Annotated in this window: 12 protein-coding genes; 6 read left to right on the top strand and 6 right to left on the bottom strand. The window is 72.2% G+C overall.

Features of this window, described 5'->3' with window-relative positions; translation table 11 throughout:
- The first annotated feature begins 25 nt into the window (after nucleotides 1-25).
- The gene (locus C9F11_RS39595) at nucleotides 26-1,477 is read left to right on the top strand and encodes an amidase (protein WP_138964932.1); all 1,452 of its coding nucleotides are present in this window, start codon (nucleotides 26-28) and stop codon (nucleotides 1,475-1,477) included.
- Nucleotides 1,478-1,516: 39 nt separating this feature from the next.
- On the opposite strand, the gene C9F11_RS39590 is transcribed toward C9F11_RS39595, so the two are convergent.
- The 3 genes from C9F11_RS39590 to C9F11_RS39580 form a co-directional block, all read right to left on the bottom strand.
- Nucleotides 1,517-2,443 carry a hypothetical protein gene (locus C9F11_RS39590; RefSeq protein WP_138964930.1) on the bottom strand — a complete coding sequence of 309 codons (927 nt, stop codon included), beginning with the start codon at nucleotides 2,441-2,443 and terminating at the stop codon, nucleotides 1,517-1,519.
- A 63-nt stretch (nucleotides 2,444-2,506) separates the two neighbouring features.
- Entirely contained in the window at nucleotides 2,507-2,932 is a 426-nt protein-coding gene (locus C9F11_RS39585; RefSeq protein ID WP_171075999.1) for a peptidase inhibitor family I36 protein, read from the bottom strand.
- A 163-nt stretch (nucleotides 2,933-3,095) separates the two neighbouring features.
- On the bottom strand, nucleotides 3,096-4,898 hold the full coding sequence (locus C9F11_RS39580) for a LuxR family transcriptional regulator (protein ID WP_138964926.1): 1,803 nt from the start codon (nucleotides 4,896-4,898) through the stop codon (nucleotides 3,096-3,098).
- A gap of 307 nt (nucleotides 4,899-5,205) precedes the next feature.
- Between C9F11_RS39580 and C9F11_RS39575 the strand changes: the two genes are divergently transcribed.
- The 3 genes from C9F11_RS39575 (at nucleotide 5,206) to C9F11_RS39565 (ending at nucleotide 8,138) form a co-directional block, all read left to right on the top strand.
- Nucleotides 5,206-6,063 (top strand): helix-turn-helix transcriptional regulator, encoded by an 858-nt coding sequence (locus C9F11_RS39575; protein ID WP_138964924.1) that lies wholly within the window; start codon nucleotides 5,206-5,208, stop codon nucleotides 6,061-6,063.
- Nucleotides 6,050-6,910 carry an oxidoreductase gene (locus tag C9F11_RS39570; protein ID WP_138964922.1) on the top strand — a complete coding sequence of 287 codons (861 nt, stop codon included), beginning with the start codon at nucleotides 6,050-6,052 and terminating at the stop codon, nucleotides 6,908-6,910. The genes C9F11_RS39575 and C9F11_RS39570 overlap by 14 nt, the downstream gene beginning before the upstream one ends.
- A gap of 217 nt (nucleotides 6,911-7,127) precedes the next feature.
- On the top strand, nucleotides 7,128-8,138 hold the full coding sequence (locus tag C9F11_RS39565) for an aldo/keto reductase (RefSeq protein WP_138964920.1): 1,011 nt from the start codon (nucleotides 7,128-7,130) through the stop codon (nucleotides 8,136-8,138).
- A 73-nt stretch (nucleotides 8,139-8,211) separates the two neighbouring features.
- On the opposite strand, the gene C9F11_RS39560 is transcribed toward C9F11_RS39565, so the two are convergent.
- Nucleotides 8,212-8,787 (bottom strand): GNAT family N-acetyltransferase, encoded by a 576-nt coding sequence (locus C9F11_RS39560; protein WP_212767874.1) that lies wholly within the window; start codon nucleotides 8,785-8,787, stop codon nucleotides 8,212-8,214.
- A gap of 139 nt (nucleotides 8,788-8,926) precedes the next feature.
- Between C9F11_RS39560 and C9F11_RS39555 the strand changes: the two genes are divergently transcribed.
- Together C9F11_RS39555 and C9F11_RS39550 are read left to right on the top strand one after the other, a co-directional pair.
- Nucleotides 8,927-9,619 (top strand): VOC family protein, encoded by a 693-nt coding sequence (locus tag C9F11_RS39555; protein ID WP_138964918.1) that lies wholly within the window; start codon nucleotides 8,927-8,929, stop codon nucleotides 9,617-9,619.
- A gap of 84 nt (nucleotides 9,620-9,703) precedes the next feature.
- Nucleotides 9,704-10,426: an N-acyl homoserine lactonase family protein gene (locus tag C9F11_RS39550; RefSeq protein WP_138964917.1), complete on the top strand. Its 723-nt coding sequence runs from the start codon at nucleotides 9,704-9,706 to the stop codon at nucleotides 10,424-10,426.
- A 22-nt stretch (nucleotides 10,427-10,448) separates the two neighbouring features.
- Here C9F11_RS39550 and C9F11_RS39545 read toward each other — a convergent pair whose 3' ends face one another.
- Nucleotides 10,449-12,005 carry an acyl-CoA synthetase gene (locus tag C9F11_RS39545; protein WP_138964915.1) on the bottom strand — a complete coding sequence of 519 codons (1,557 nt, stop codon included), beginning with the start codon at nucleotides 12,003-12,005 and terminating at the stop codon, nucleotides 10,449-10,451.
- Between the two features lie 116 nt (nucleotides 12,006-12,121).
- Nucleotides 12,122-13,225 carry a nitronate monooxygenase family protein gene (locus C9F11_RS39540; RefSeq protein ID WP_138964913.1) on the bottom strand — a complete coding sequence of 368 codons (1,104 nt, stop codon included), beginning with the start codon at nucleotides 13,223-13,225 and terminating at the stop codon, nucleotides 12,122-12,124.
- Between the last annotated feature and the right edge of the window lie 256 nt (nucleotides 13,226-13,481).

Raw genomic sequence — 13,481 nt, 5'->3', positions numbered from 1 at the left:
TCGGCACGGTCGTTACGGTCGATTCATGAAGTGGAAATTTTCTACGGCCGAAGAAACCATGGCTGCCCTGCGCGCCCGTGAAGTGACGTCGGTGGAACTCACCGACGAGGTGATCGCCCGTATCGAGCGGGACGACGAGGCCGTCAACGCGATCTGCGTGCCGGACTTCGACCGTGCGCGGGCCGCCGCCCGCGACGCCGACCAGGCGCGCGCCCGCGGGGAGGACGGGCCGCTGCTCGGCCTTCCGGTGACGGTCAAGGAGTCGTACAACATGGTCGGGCTGCCCACGACTTGGGGCATGCCGCAGTTCCGGGACTACGTTCCCGCCGAGGACGCGGTGCAGGTGTCGCGCCTCAAGGCCGCGGGCGCGGTGCTGGTCGGCAAGACCAATGTGCCCTTGGGGCTGCAGGACATTCAGAGCTTCAACGAGATCTACGGTACGACCAACAATCCATGGGATCACAGTCGTACGTCGGGCGGCTCCTCCGGCGGTTCGGCGGCGGCCCTGGCAGTCGGGTTCGGGTCGCTGTCCATCGGCTCGGACCTCGCCGGTTCGTTGCGCACCCCCGCACATTTCTGCGGCGTCTACGCGCACAAGCCGACGCTCGGTCTCACGGCGCACCGCGGTATGGTCCCGCCGCCCGCACCGGCGCTGCCGACCGAGAGTGACCTGGCCGTCGTCGGGCCGATGGCGCGCACCGCCCGCGATCTCACGCTCCTGCTCGACGTGATGGCCGGCCCGGATCCGCTGACGCTCGGTGTGGCGCACGAGGTGACGCTGCCGCCCGCGCGCCACGAGCGGCTGCGCGACTTCCGGGTCCTGGTCCTCGACCAGCATCCGTTCATTCCGACCGGGTCCGCCGTGCGGGCGGGCGTGCGGCGCGTGGCCGACGCGCTCGTCGACGCGGGCGCCCGCGTCGAACGGCACAGTCCGCTGCTGCCCGACCTGGCCGAGGCCGCCTCGGTCTACATGCAGTTGCTGGTCTCGGGCTCCGTGGCGCGCTTTCCCATCGAGGCGTACGAGACCCTGCAGGCCCAGGCCGCGAAGCTGAGCGCGGACGACACGAGTCTGGATGCGGTGCGGCTGCGCGCCATGGTGTTCACCCACCGCGACTGGTTGGAGACGAACAGCCGTCGCGAGCTGCACCGCCACCGCTGGCGCCGGTTCTTCGCCGAGTTCGACGCCGTGGTGTGTCCGATCACGCCCACTCCCGCGTTCCCGCACGATCACCACCCCGACCCGCTGCGGCGCCTCATCGCCGTCGACGGCGTCGAGTACCCGTACTTCGACCAGCTCGTCTGGGCCGGCCTGGCCACCATGCCCGGCCTCCCCGCCACCGCCGTGCCCGCGGGCCGGTCCCCCGAGGGGATGCCGGTGGGGGTACAGCTCATCGGCCCGATGTACGAGGACCGCACCCCGCTGAGGCTGGCCGAACTGCTCGAGCGGGAGATCGGGGGGTTCCAGGCGCCGGAATAGGGTCGTCCTGCCGCGTGCGGCGAGTCGCGGTGGAAGTCGTCACCTCGGAGTTGCCCTGCCCGTGACGCGCGCGGCTTCGGCGAGCTGTGCTCGGTTGTTCCGCCGAAGTTTCTCCAGCGTGCTCCGATTCGCTGCGACCAGGTCCTTCTGGTAGCGCGACTCCACCGCGAACCACACACCGATCAGGTTGGTCTTCTTCTTGCAGGTGATATCGGCGTTCGCCGTCTCGATCTGCTGTGCGGTGACCTGCTTGGTGAAGCGAGGGTCTCCCGGCGGGTCGAGTGGTGTGGCGTAGTCGTAACCTCTCTTCTTCATGCACTGCGCCCACCGGCTGAACACCGCGCGTACCCGGGAGTCCTGTTGTGAGCGTGCGAAGCTTTCCGCGGAGAGGTTCTGCGCTGTCTGCGTCTCGCTGTCGGACAGGGGCGGGGCGCCGGACGACAGCCCGCGCGCCGCCTCACCCGCGCAGCCCTTCTCGGGAATGGGCTTTCCCTTCCACGACCGCTGTCCCTTTCCCATGAGTACGGACGTCTCCGCGGGGTCCTCGCTCGTGGGAGCTGGTTTCGATGCGGGTGCTTTCCTGTGCGGTGGCGGCTTCGGCTGATAGCCGTACTTCGCGGCCGTTGCCCTGTCGGTCGTCCCGTAGCGCCTCTCGTTGCCGTCCGGAGGTTCGGGCTGGGGCGGCGAGTCCGGCATGCGGAATGCGAAGCCGAAGCGGTGCATGCACCGGGCGACCAGGGCGCTCTGCGCCGCGGCGAGCCGGTCGAGCTCGTCCGAAGACAGCTGGTACGTGTCGAGGGGAAGCTTCAGGGAGGCGGCTTCCAGTGCGGTCGGTGTCGACTTCACCTCAGGCTCGGCACCGGCGCCGGAGGTGGCACCGGCGTCGGAGTCGCCGCTACAGCCGGTGGCCGCCGACAAGGCGATCAGGAGCAGTGCCGCGGCGGCTCGCTTCGCGGTGAGCTGCATGGGGTCTCCGTTCGGTGGGACCGGTTCCCCGCCCGGTGCGCCGGGCGGGGAACCGGAGTGGCATCAGCGGAGCAGGCCCGGAGTCGGGGCCACGCCCGCCGGACCCCTTGAGAAGTAATGCGACTCAAGGTTGGCGAAGTACGGTGACGCGAGCGTCCCGAACGCTCCGGGAGCCGCGTACCCCCGTGTCCCCGTGAAACTGGGTCCGGTGAATGCCTGGACGTACGAGAACCCGTTCGCGTTGAGGCCGGATCGCGCGTTGTTCGCGACGGTCTGGAACCTGCCGAGACCGCCGCTGACGAAGCTGTCGTTGTTGTAGTTGGCATCCGCGCCGCTGTAGTCGCGCAGCGACCCGTTGAGGTACGAGCCGTAGTACAGGCACCATTCACCGGACTGGCACACGCCGTCGGCGCCCGCCGCGTCAGCCGGAACGGAAAGACCGATGACGGCCGTCGCGGAAGCGATGGCGGTCGCCGCTGCCACCTTCATAGATTTGGGGATCCTCATGTCACTTTCCTCTCTCCCGGATTCCTTCTCCTGGTCGTTCGGGCCCCTTTTCGCAGACCCTTGGGCGCGCCTTTCCTCGAGGGAAAATCCGAAGACACAGGGAAGGCTATGACGACGAGTTCTTGATGTCTTGAGTAATCAATACTCAAGTCCGTTCCGGGCGTTGGCCGATGAGCACCGCGAGTGCGGCGCGGCCGGAGACGCCGAGCCTCGCGTACACGCGGCCCAAGTGGTTGTCGACGGTCCGCACCGACAGCGAGAGGCGCTCGGCGATGGCCTTGCTGGGCAGCCCGGAAGCCGCGAGGAGCGCGATCTCGTGTTCCCGCCGGGAGAGCGCGGACACGCCGAGGCCCCGCTGCGCCGTCAGCAGGGGCGTGCTGGCGCCTTCGCACCTGTCGAGCAGCACGGTCATACGCGTCCGCGCGGCCACCGCCGCCGTCTGGTTTCCCGCCGTGAGGTGGGCGCGTACGGCCGCGGCCGCCGTCTCGGCGGCGTGCAGCGCGAGGCCGCGGTCGTCGAGCGCGGCGGCCGTCGCGTCGAGGGCGGAGCCGTCCAGGGCGACCAGCGCGTCCGCCGCCCTGGTGAGGGCCGGTACCAGCGGTCCGTGCACGGTGTCGGCGAGGTCGGCGAGCCGGGGCATGGCGGAGGAGGGCGCGCCCAGGCGGGCGACGTCGTAGAGCGCGATGGCCTCGGCGTCGTACTGCTTGGTGTCGTCGGCCAGGTCGGCCGCCCACCGGGCCTGCCGGGCGGCGCGCTCCAGGTTCCCCTCGGCCGCGATGACCCACGCGCGGTCGAGCTCGATCCAGGGGTCGACCAGCCGCCGGACCTCCCCCCGCGGGCCCTCCGTGCGCAGGGCGTCGGCGCGCCGCATCCACCGCCCTGCCCCGGCGGCGTCACCGGCGAGGGCCGCGGCTCCGCCCAGATCGGCGAGCAGCCACCGGGCGAGCTGGTCGGCACCGCGCCCGTGCAGCGCGGCCACCGCCTCCCGCAGCACCGCCTGGGCGGTGGCCACCTGCCCCTGGGCCTTGGCGATCGCGCCCCGGCATCCGGCCCAGCCGATGGCCACCTCCCTGATTCCCTGGTCGACGGCGCCGCTGTAGCCCGCTTCCGCGAGGTTCCTCGCCTCGTGCAATCGTCCGGCGAGGACCAGGCCGAGACAGTGCGTCCAGCCGAACACGGCCTCGTCCCACAGCGTGGCGGCGGGTTGTCCGAAGCCCTCCGTGCGGTCGGCGGCCCGGTCCCACAGCCACACTCCCTCCCGGCACACCAGCGCACCGTCTTCGTACGCCTCCACCAGGAGGTCCCTCAGCAACCGGGGCCTGCCCGCCGCCGTCCGGACGATCGCAAGCCGGGTCACCCCTTCCACCTGGGGTCCCAGGGAGCGCGTCAGCAGTTCGTCCATCGCTCCTGGTGTCAGCGGTTCGACGAGTATCCGGTGGGCCAGCGCGTCCTTCCACAGCGCGGTCACCGCATCCGGTGCGGGCTCTCCCGCCCGTACCGTCGCCACCACGGATACGAGGCCTCGCAAGGCGAGTTGCTGGATCACCCACGCCGACTGCTCGTCCAGCAGATGGGCGTCGTCGACACCCACCACGAGCGGCGGCCGGTGCCGGGCGGCACGCCGCACCGCTTGGTGCAGCACGGCCATCGGGTCAGTGCCCGGCGGCTCGTCGCCCGCGACCAGCGGCAGCAGGGCGCCGAACGGGACGGCCGCGCACGTGCGGGTGGCGGCCAGCCAGCAGGTGTCCCGGCCCGCCCGCCGGGCGCGGGTCAGGACGGCTCGCGCCAGCCGGGTCCTGCCCACCCCGGCCTCGCCCGCCAGCACCACCCCGCTGTCGCCACCCCTACCGGTGGCCGTGCTCGTGCCGATCGCGGCCCCGATCGCGACCAGCTCCCGCGCCCGGCCGACCAGCGGCCAGTCGGACATCATCGGACAGTTCCCCGTCATTGGTTCCTCCCCCCAAGAGCGCCGCGGAGGCGCCCTCACAGACAACACACAGCATTCGGACCGTGAGGGGGTCCGGATTGGAACGGGAGAGCGAGCCGGTGGCACCGGCGTGGGCGAGGGGATCGGGGCCGGGCCGGCAGGGCATGCGAGGTCGTCGCCGACTCTCCTCAGCAGTGGCGCCCTGACCTGGGGTGGCGTCACCCACCCGACGACGGGGAGGAGGGGGGAATCGGCCCGGCGGGGGGGGTGGCCGGGTGGGTGTGACAGGGCCACCTTCTCCGTGTCACCGGCCCCTACGGTGGTGGCCATGCACACGAAACGGCTGAGTGAGTTCCTGCGGGCCCGGCGCGCGCTGGTGCGCCCCGAGGACCACGAGATGCCCGCGGGGACGCGCCGTACTCCCGGATTGCGGCGCGAGGAGGTCGCGGTCCTCGCCGGGGTGAGCACCGACTACTACGTGCGGCTGGAGCAGGGGCGTGAACGCAACCCCTCGCCCCAGGTCCTGCGGGCCCTGGCGGCGGCCCTGCTGCTGAAGGACGAGGAAGCCGCCTACCTGCGCGCGCTGGTCGATCCGCCGCACCCGCCGCGCTCCGGGCCCGCCCGGGAGTACGCGGGCCCGCACCTGGTGGCCCTGCTGGACACATGGGCGGACACACCGGCTCTGGTCTACGGCCGGTACCTCGACCTGCTGGCCGTCAACACCCTCGGCGAGGCGCTCTTCTCATGGCTCGGCGGCGACTCCAGCCTGATCACGGCCATGTTCCTCAACCCGGCCGCCCGGGACTTCTACCGCGACTGGGCCGTCGTCGCGCAGGGGTGCGTGGCCGCGCTGCGAGCCGCCGACCCCGCTCCGGACGATCGGCGACTGCAGGAGCTGGTGGGCGAACTGTGCGTCCGCAGCCCCGACTTCGCGCGCATGTGGGCGCGCCACGAGGTGCGGGCGAAGACGGCCTCGACGAAACGCTTCCACCATCCGCTGGTCGGCGACCTCACCCTGGGCTTGGAGACCTTCTCCGTCAACAGCGCCCCCGGCCAGCACCTCGTCGTCTACCGGGCCGAACCCGGCAGCGCCGCCGACCAGTCACTGGCCCTGCTCGGCAGCCTCACCCTCACCGGCTCCCCCGACCTCCCGACCGAAGGGCACACCCCTCATGACCACTCCTGACGCGCCGGTCTGGTTCATCACCGGCTGCTCCTCCGGCCTGGGCCGGGCCCTGGCCACCGCCGTGCTGGAGCGCGGATGGCGGGCGGCCGTCACCGCCCGGGACCCCCGCACGCTCGCCGACGTGATCCGCGGGCACGGCGACCGCGCCCTCCCCCTGCCCCTGGACGTCACCGACCCTCAGCAGATCGAGACGGCTGTCACCCGGGCACAGACCGCCTTCGGGGCGATCGACGTCCTGGTCAACAACGCCGGGTACGGCTACCTCGCCGCCGTCGAAGAGGGCGAGGACGACGAGATCCGCGCCCTCTTCGACACCAACGTCTTCGGCCTGGCGGACACCACCAAAGCCGTCCTGCCCGGCATGCGCGCCCGCCGCCGCGGCCACATCGTGAACATCTCGTCGCTCGGCGGCCTGCTCGGCTTCGGCGCCACCGGCTACTACCACGCCACCAAATTCGCCGTGGAAGGCCTCTCCGAGTCGCTCGCCGCCGAAGTCGCCCCACTGGGCATCAAGGTGACGATCGTCGAACCCGCAGCCTTCCGCACCAACTGGCCCGGGCCCTCCATGCGCCAGTCCGCCACCACCATCGACGACTACGCCGCCACCGCGGGCACACGCCGCGCCGGCACCCTGGCCACCCACGGCCACCAGCCCGGGGACCCGGCACGCGCCGCCCGGGCCGCCATCGACGCCGTCACGGCCGAACAGCCGCCGCTGCGCCTGCTGTTGGGCAAGGCCGCATACGACCTCGCCACCGCCAAGCTCGACACCCTCAAAGCCACCTTCGACGACTGGCGGGACGTCACGCTGGGCGCCGACTTCCCCTCGCGGCAGACCGCGAGCTGACGGTGTCCAGCACCGCCTCACGCCCTGCGGCAGAGATCGACACTCCTTGCATTAACCCGCGTCTGCAACTATTGTCTACGCATGCAAGGCGCGTCCGCAACTAAATGCGGCGCTCGCACCACCCGGTGGTCCATCCCTTCCCCCAGCGCCCCCGGTTCCCTCGACGGAACCGCCGTCGCACTCACGGACGTCCACCCTCACCTGCGAAGGCACCCTCATGTCACTCAGCGACATCCTGCCCGGGCGGCTCGGCTTCGGTACCGCCCCGCTCGGCAACATGTTCCGCGCGATTCCGGGCGATGAGGCCCGCGCCACGGTCGAAGCGGCCTGGGACCAGGGCATCCGCTTCTACGACACCGCCCCCTTCTACGGCGCCGGGCTGGCCGAGACACGGCTGGGCGAGGTCCTCTCCGCCCGCCCCCGCGACTCCTACGTCCTGTCCAGCAAGGTCGGCCGGGTCATCCTCGACGAGCACGAGACCGCCGCTCCCGACTTCGGAGAGAAGGGCGGACTGTTCGCGCACGGCAACCCCAACAAGATCGTCCACGAATGGACCGCCGACGCCACCGAGCGCTCCATCGAAGACAGCCTCAAGCGCCTGGGCACCGACCGCCTGGACATCGTCTGGGTCCACGACATCGCCCAGGACTTCCACGGCGACCGGTGGCTGAGCACGTTCGAACAAGCCCGCACCGGCGCCTTCCGCGTCCTGTCCCGCCTGCGCGAGGAAGGCGTCATCAAGGCCTGGGGCCTGGGCGTCAACAAGACCGAGCCCATCGAGCTGACCCTCGCCCTGGACGAGCCCCGCCCCGACGGCTTCCTCCTGGCCGGCCGCTACACCCTCCTGGACCACACCCACGCCCTCCAGCGCCTGCTGCCCATGGCCCAGGAACAGGGCGTCGACATGGTCGTCGGCGGCCCCTACAGCTCCGGCATCCTCGCCGGGGGCACCCACTTCGAATACCAGCAGGCCCCGCCGGAGATCATCGAGCGCGTCGGCAAACTCAAGACCCTCACCCAGCGCCACGGGATCAGCATCAAGGCCGCCGCCCTGCAGTTCTCCCTGGCCCACCCCGCCACCGCCGCCGTCATCCCCGGCGCCACCCGCCCCAGCCGCATCACCGAAGACACCGCCGCCCTCAACGAGAACATCCCCACCGCGTTCTGGACCGACCTGCGCACCAGCGGCCTGATCAGCTCCACCGCCCCACTCCCCGACAACGCCTGACCCGCACGGCGACAGCCGACGGCCGCGCCGGACGCGCTCCCGGCGCGGCCGTCCCGCGAGCCGTGAAGGGCCCCTAGCGGCGGGCGCTCCGGGCCTCCTGCCACTCCTCCCGCGTGAGCGCGTACTCGACGGAGCTCAGGTCGGTCCCCGGCGGGAACCAGCTGGCGTCCGCGTCGAAGTCGCGTACGTGGCGCAGCCCGACAGCGGCCATCGTCGCCCGTGAGGCCGCGTTGCCCGCCGAGGTCATGGCACAGACCCGGTCGAGGCCGAGGTCCTCGAACGCGTGCCGGACCAACTCGGCCGACCCCTCGCTGCCCAGGCCCTGCCGCCAGTGGCGCCGCAGCAGCCGGTAGCCGAGTTCGGCCCGGCCCGCCGCGGGCTCCTCGTCGATGTCTCCCGGCGGGCGCAGGATCCAGTAGCCGACGAAGTTCCCCTCGACGAACCCGGCCCAGTACCCGAGGCCCTCGGCCCGCTTCGCGTCCGCGAGGGCCGCCCGGTGCGCCTTCTCCACCACCTGTGCACGGCTGCGCGCCCCGCCCAGGTAGCGCATCACCTCAGGATCGGAGTCGAGCTCGATCTGATGCTCGACGTGCTCATCGGAGAGCGGGACCAACTCGACGCGTTCGGTACGCAAGATCGCCTGGGACATGGCGCCCAGTATCTCCCACCACCCGACGCGGCCACAGGGGCGGTCGCGCCGCCGCACGCCGGGCCCGCGCCGACCGCGTACGGCGCGTACCGGAGGAACCGGCGGGCGGGGCCGACGGCGGGACTGCGAGGATGCGGTCATGGAACGGATACTGAGTCGGCAGGAAGCCTCGGAGTCGGTCCGGGACCACGGGTGGCGCTATCTGCTGGGTGCCTTGCACACGGCGGTTCCGGTCGGGTCGTTGGCTCAAGCGATCAGCGTGGCGGCGGACGCCGTCGCGGTGTGCGGCGACGACGCCGACCGCCATCTGCGGGTCGACGCCCGCCCCGGCCTGGCCCTCTTCATTTTGCAGTCGCTGGACCACGCGGCGGTCACCACCCGGGACGTCGAGCTCGCGCGTCGGATCTCCGCCACCGCCACCAAGGCCGGGTTCCTGCCGGAGCCCGGGATCGGAACGGGGGCACCGCGGTCCGTCCAGGTTATGGAGATCGCCATCGACGCCCTGGACGTCTCCGGGATCCGGCCGTTCTGGAAGGCGGTGTCGGGCTATGCCGACGAGGCGGGTGCCGACGGACCGGAGGATCCGCTCGTCGACCCGCTCGGGCAGGGACCGGCCATCTGGTTCCAGCACATGGACCGCGCGCGTCCGCAGCGCAATCGCCTCCACATCGACATCAGCGTTCCGCATGACGAGGCGGCCCGGCGCGTCGAAGCCGCGCTGGCAGCCGGGGGCCGGCTCGTGTCCGCGACCCGTGCCCCCGCCTTCTGGCTGCTCGCCGACCTGGAGGGCAACGAAGCCTGCGTCACCACATGGCAGGGCCGCGACGGCTGACCCCACGTGGGCGAAGGCAGGCGCCGGCTCTGCCGACAGCAGACGCGCGGCGCGTCCGCGCCGCCCTCCGGGCAGGATCACCGCATGCCGATCACTCCAGCGATCCACCGGCTCGACCTCGGGTACGTCGTCCGGCCCGCGTCCGAGGCGGGTGGGGCACAGCCGCGGGTGGAGCCCGTGCTCGCCTATCTCGTACGGCACGAGCGGGGGCTCCTGCTCTTCGACACCGGCATCGGCGAGGCGGGGCCCGAGACCGAGGCGCACTACCGGCCCCGGCGCCGTCCGCTGCGAGAGGCCCTGGGGGCCGCCGGGGCCTCCCCCGACGACATCACGCTCGTCGTGAACTGCCATCTGCACTTCGACCACTGCGGCGGCAATCCCCTCCTGGCGGGCAGGCCCGTGCTCGTGCAGGAGGCGGAGCTGGCCGCCGCGCGCCGGGGCGGCTACACCGCCGAGCACCTCGTCGACTTCCCCGGCGTGCGCTATCGGGAGCTGTCCGGCGAGACGGAGGTCTGGCCCGGTGTGTGGATCGTGCCGACGCCCGGGCACACGGACGGGCACCAGTCGCTGGTCGTGCAACGTACGGACGGCGCAGTGGTCCTCGCGGGCCAGGCCAGGGACTTCGCCTCGCAGTTCGCGGGCGACCACCTCGCCCGGCGGGCCGCGCGGGACGGCGCGGCGGCGCCGCTGCCCGCGTACCCGCACTGGCTGGAGCGGCTCGCCGCGTTCGCGCCGCGGCAGGTGCGCTTCGCCCACGACGCCTCGGTGTGGGAGTCCGCGCCGGGCCCCTCCGGAGAGCCGTGGTAGCCGTCGCGGGCGGGCCGCGGCCTCAGAGCGCCTTGTCCCGGCCCTCCCAGTACGGCTCCCGGAGACGCCGCTTGTAGAGCTTGCCGTTCGGGTCACGGGGCATCGCGGCGACGAAGTCGACGCTCTTCGGCCGCTTGTAGCCCGCCAGGTGCCGCTCGCAGTGGCCCAGGATGTCCGCGGCGAGCGCGTCGTCCGCCGCGTGCCCGGGTGCGGGCTCGACGACGGCCTTCACCTCCTCGCCCCAGTCGTCGTGCGGGATGCCGAACGCGGCGGCGTCCGCGACCGCGGGGTGGGTGAGCAGGGCGGACTCGATCTCGGCGGGGTAGATGTTGACGCCCCCCGAAATGATCATGTCGATCTTGCGGTCGCGGAGGTAGAGATAGCCGTCCTCGTCCAGATAGCCGAGGTCGCCGACGGTGAAGAAGTCACCGATGCGGTTCTTGCGCGTCTTCGCCTCGTCCTTGTGGTACGCGAATCCGCCGGTGGTCATCTTCATGTAGACGGTGCCGAGTTCACCGGGCGGCACCCGGTCGCCGTCGTCGTCGAAGACCGCGAGCTCGCTGATCGGCCACGCCTTGCCGACCGTGCCGGGTTTCTTCAGCCACTCGCGGGCGGTCGCGAACGCGCCGCCGCCCTCGCTGGCCGCGTAGTACTCCTCGACGCACTCCCCCCACCAGTCGATCATCGCCCGCTTCACGTGCTCGGGGCAGGGCGCGGCCCCGTGGATGGCGTGCCGCATCGACGACACGTCGTACGCGGCCCTGACCGTGTCGGGCAGTGCGAGCAGGCGGTGGAACTGGGTCGGGACCATGTGCGTGTGCGTGCACCGGTGGCGGTCGATGAGGCGCAGCATCTCCTCGGGCGTCCACCGGTCCATGAGCACCAGGGGGTGTCCGATGTGCAGGGCGGCGCCCGCGAACTGGAGGACGGCGGTGTGGTAGAGCGGGGAGCACACCAGGTGCACGTTGCCGTCGAAGGGCTTGATGCCGAAGATGCCGAGGAAGCCGCCGAGGTGGGCCTCCTCGGGCGGTTTGCCGGGCAGGGGGCGGCGGATGCCGCGCGGCCGTCCCGTCGTGCCCGAGGTGTAGTTCATGACCCAGCCGAGCGTCCGGTCCCGCGGGGGCGACGCGGGCCTCCCGGCGAGGAGTTCGGCGTACGGACGGAAGCCGGGGGCGTCGCCGACGGCGTGGCGGCGCGCGGCCGGGAGCCCGGCCTCGTCGGCGGCGGCCGTCGCCGCGTCGGCGAACCGCTCGTGGGCGATGAGGACCTTGGCGCCGGAGTCGGCGACGATCCAGGCGATCTCCGGGCCGACCAGGTGGTGGTTGACGGGGACGAGGTAGAGGCCCGCCTGTGCGGCGGCGAGGTAGGCGGTGAGGAACTCGACGCCGTTCGGCAGGACGACGGCGAACGCGTCACCGCGCTCCAGACCCGCCGCGCGCAGCCCGTGCACGAGCTGGTTGACGGCGGCGTGCAGTCGGCCCGCCGTCCAGGGCGTCCCGTCGGGCGCGGTCAGCACGGTCCGGTCCGGGTCGGCGGTCGCCTGGGCCCAGAAGCCGTTGGGCGGGGCGCTGTTGGTCATCGGACTGCCTCCTCGGGCGGGGTCGGGCCGGGCGGTCGGGCCCGTGGGCGGTGCGGCCAGGGCCGTGGGCCGTGCGGCCGGGGCCGGGTAGGGTGCGGGGTCGCCCGAGCACGGGGTCAAGCGCGCCCCGCGATGCGGTTGAGCCGGGTGACGGCCCTCTCGAAGCCGCTGGTCAGATCGTCGAAGACGGCCTGGACGCTGCGCTCGGCCGTCATCCGGCCGACGATCTGCCCGACGGGCGTGCCGAGCAGTGGTTCCACCTCGTACTTCTGGATCCGCGAGACGGCCTCGGCGACGAGCAGCCCCTGCAGCGGCATGGGCAGCGTGCCGGGTCCCGCCGGGTCGTCCCAGGCGTCGGTCCACGCGGTACGCAGCTGGCGCGCGGGTTTGCCGGTGAGCGCGCGGGAGCGGACGGTGTCGCCGGAGCCCGCGGCGAGCAGCTTGCGCGTGAGGGCCGGGGAGTGCAGGTCCGCCTCGGTCGTGGTGAGCCACACCGAGCCGAGCCACACCCCCTGTGCGCCCAGGGCGAGGGCGGCGGCGACCTGTTCGCCGCTGCCGATGCCGCCCGCGGCGAGCACGGGCAACGGCGCGACGGCCTCGGTGACTTCGGGCGTGAGGACCATGGAGGCGATCTCACCGGTGTGGCCGCCCGCCTCGTAGCCCTGGGCGACGACGATGTCGAGGCCCGCTTCGGCGTGCTTGCGCGCGTGCCGGGCGCTGCCCGCGAGCGCGGCGACGAGCACGCCCCGCTCGTGGGCGCGTGCGACGACGTCCGCGGGCGGTGAACCGAGCGCGTTGGCGAGGAGTTCGATCGGGTAGTCGAAGGCGACGTCGAGCTGGCCGCGGGCGACCTGTTCCATCCAGCCGGTGATGCGCCAGCCCGCCGCCTCGCCCTCGGCGAGCCCGGGCACGCCGTGCCGGGCCAGGGTGTCCTTGACGAACTGCCGGTGGCTTTCGGGGATCATCGCCTCGACGTCGGCCTCGCTGACGCCCTCGACCTTCTTCGCGGGCATCACCACGTCGAGGCCGTAGGGGCGGCCGTCCACGTGGTCCTGCATCCAGTCGAGGTCGCGCGCGAGGTCGTCGGGCGCGGTGTAGCGCACCGCGCCGAGCACGCCGAAGCCTCCGGCCCTGCTGATCGCCGCGGCCACCGCGGGGAACGGCGTGAAGCCGAAGACGGCGTGCTCGACTCCCAGTCGCTTGCTCAGCTCCGTCTGCATGGGCGCAGGATGCCGCAGGCGTCCGGACGACGGAAGAGATTTTCTGATGAGACGTCAGATTTCCTGGCGCGCCTCTTCGGCGTTCCCGGGACACCCCTTCGACGCTCCCGGAGCACCTCTTCGACCGATCCCCCACGCCACTTCGACCGATCCCCTCCGCCTCTTCGACTAACCGACCGGTCAGATATCTGACCGATCGGTTAGAGTGCTGCGCGGGCGGCGCCCGGCGACACGGGGCGCCTACGAGGGGAGAGGT

It is taken from the genome of Streptomyces sp. YIM 121038, from assembly GCF_006088715.1.
In the GTDB taxonomy this organism is placed as follows: Bacteria; Actinomycetota; Actinomycetes; order Streptomycetales; family Streptomycetaceae; genus Streptomyces.
Note: the sequence above shows the minus strand (reverse complement) of the source record. Positions and strands in the feature narration are given on the sequence as shown.

Excerpts from the sequence above, each read along its gene's own strand:
- C9F11_RS39560 (WP_212767874.1), bottom strand. The coding sequence starts at position 8,787 with ATGTCCCAGGCGATCTTGCGTACCGAACGCGTCGAGTTGGTCCCGCTC.
- C9F11_RS39585 (WP_171075999.1), bottom strand. The coding sequence starts at position 2,932 with ATGAAGGTGGCAGCGGCGACCGCCATCGCTTCCGCGACGGCCGTCATC.
- C9F11_RS39565 (WP_138964920.1), top strand. The coding sequence starts at position 7,128 with ATGTCACTCAGCGACATCCTGCCCGGGCGGCTCGGCTTCGGTACCGCC.
- C9F11_RS39570 (WP_138964922.1), top strand. The coding sequence starts at position 6,050 with ATGACCACTCCTGACGCGCCGGTCTGGTTCATCACCGGCTGCTCCTCC.
- C9F11_RS39575 (WP_138964924.1), top strand. The coding sequence starts at position 5,206 with ATGCACACGAAACGGCTGAGTGAGTTCCTGCGGGCCCGGCGCGCGCTG.
- C9F11_RS39580 (WP_138964926.1), bottom strand. The coding sequence starts at position 4,898 with ATGACGGGGAACTGTCCGATGATGTCCGACTGGCCGCTGGTCGGCCGG.
- C9F11_RS39550 (WP_138964917.1), top strand. The coding sequence starts at position 9,704 with ATGCCGATCACTCCAGCGATCCACCGGCTCGACCTCGGGTACGTCGTC.
- C9F11_RS39555 (WP_138964918.1), top strand. The coding sequence starts at position 8,927 with ATGGAACGGATACTGAGTCGGCAGGAAGCCTCGGAGTCGGTCCGGGAC.
- C9F11_RS39540 (WP_138964913.1), bottom strand. The coding sequence starts at position 13,225 with ATGCAGACGGAGCTGAGCAAGCGACTGGGAGTCGAGCACGCCGTCTTC.
- C9F11_RS39590 (WP_138964930.1), bottom strand. The coding sequence starts at position 2,443 with ATGCAGCTCACCGCGAAGCGAGCCGCCGCGGCACTGCTCCTGATCGCC.
- C9F11_RS39595 (WP_138964932.1), top strand. The coding sequence starts at position 26 with ATGAAGTGGAAATTTTCTACGGCCGAAGAAACCATGGCTGCCCTGCGC.
- C9F11_RS39545 (WP_138964915.1), bottom strand. The coding sequence starts at position 12,005 with ATGACCAACAGCGCCCCGCCCAACGGCTTCTGGGCCCAGGCGACCGCC.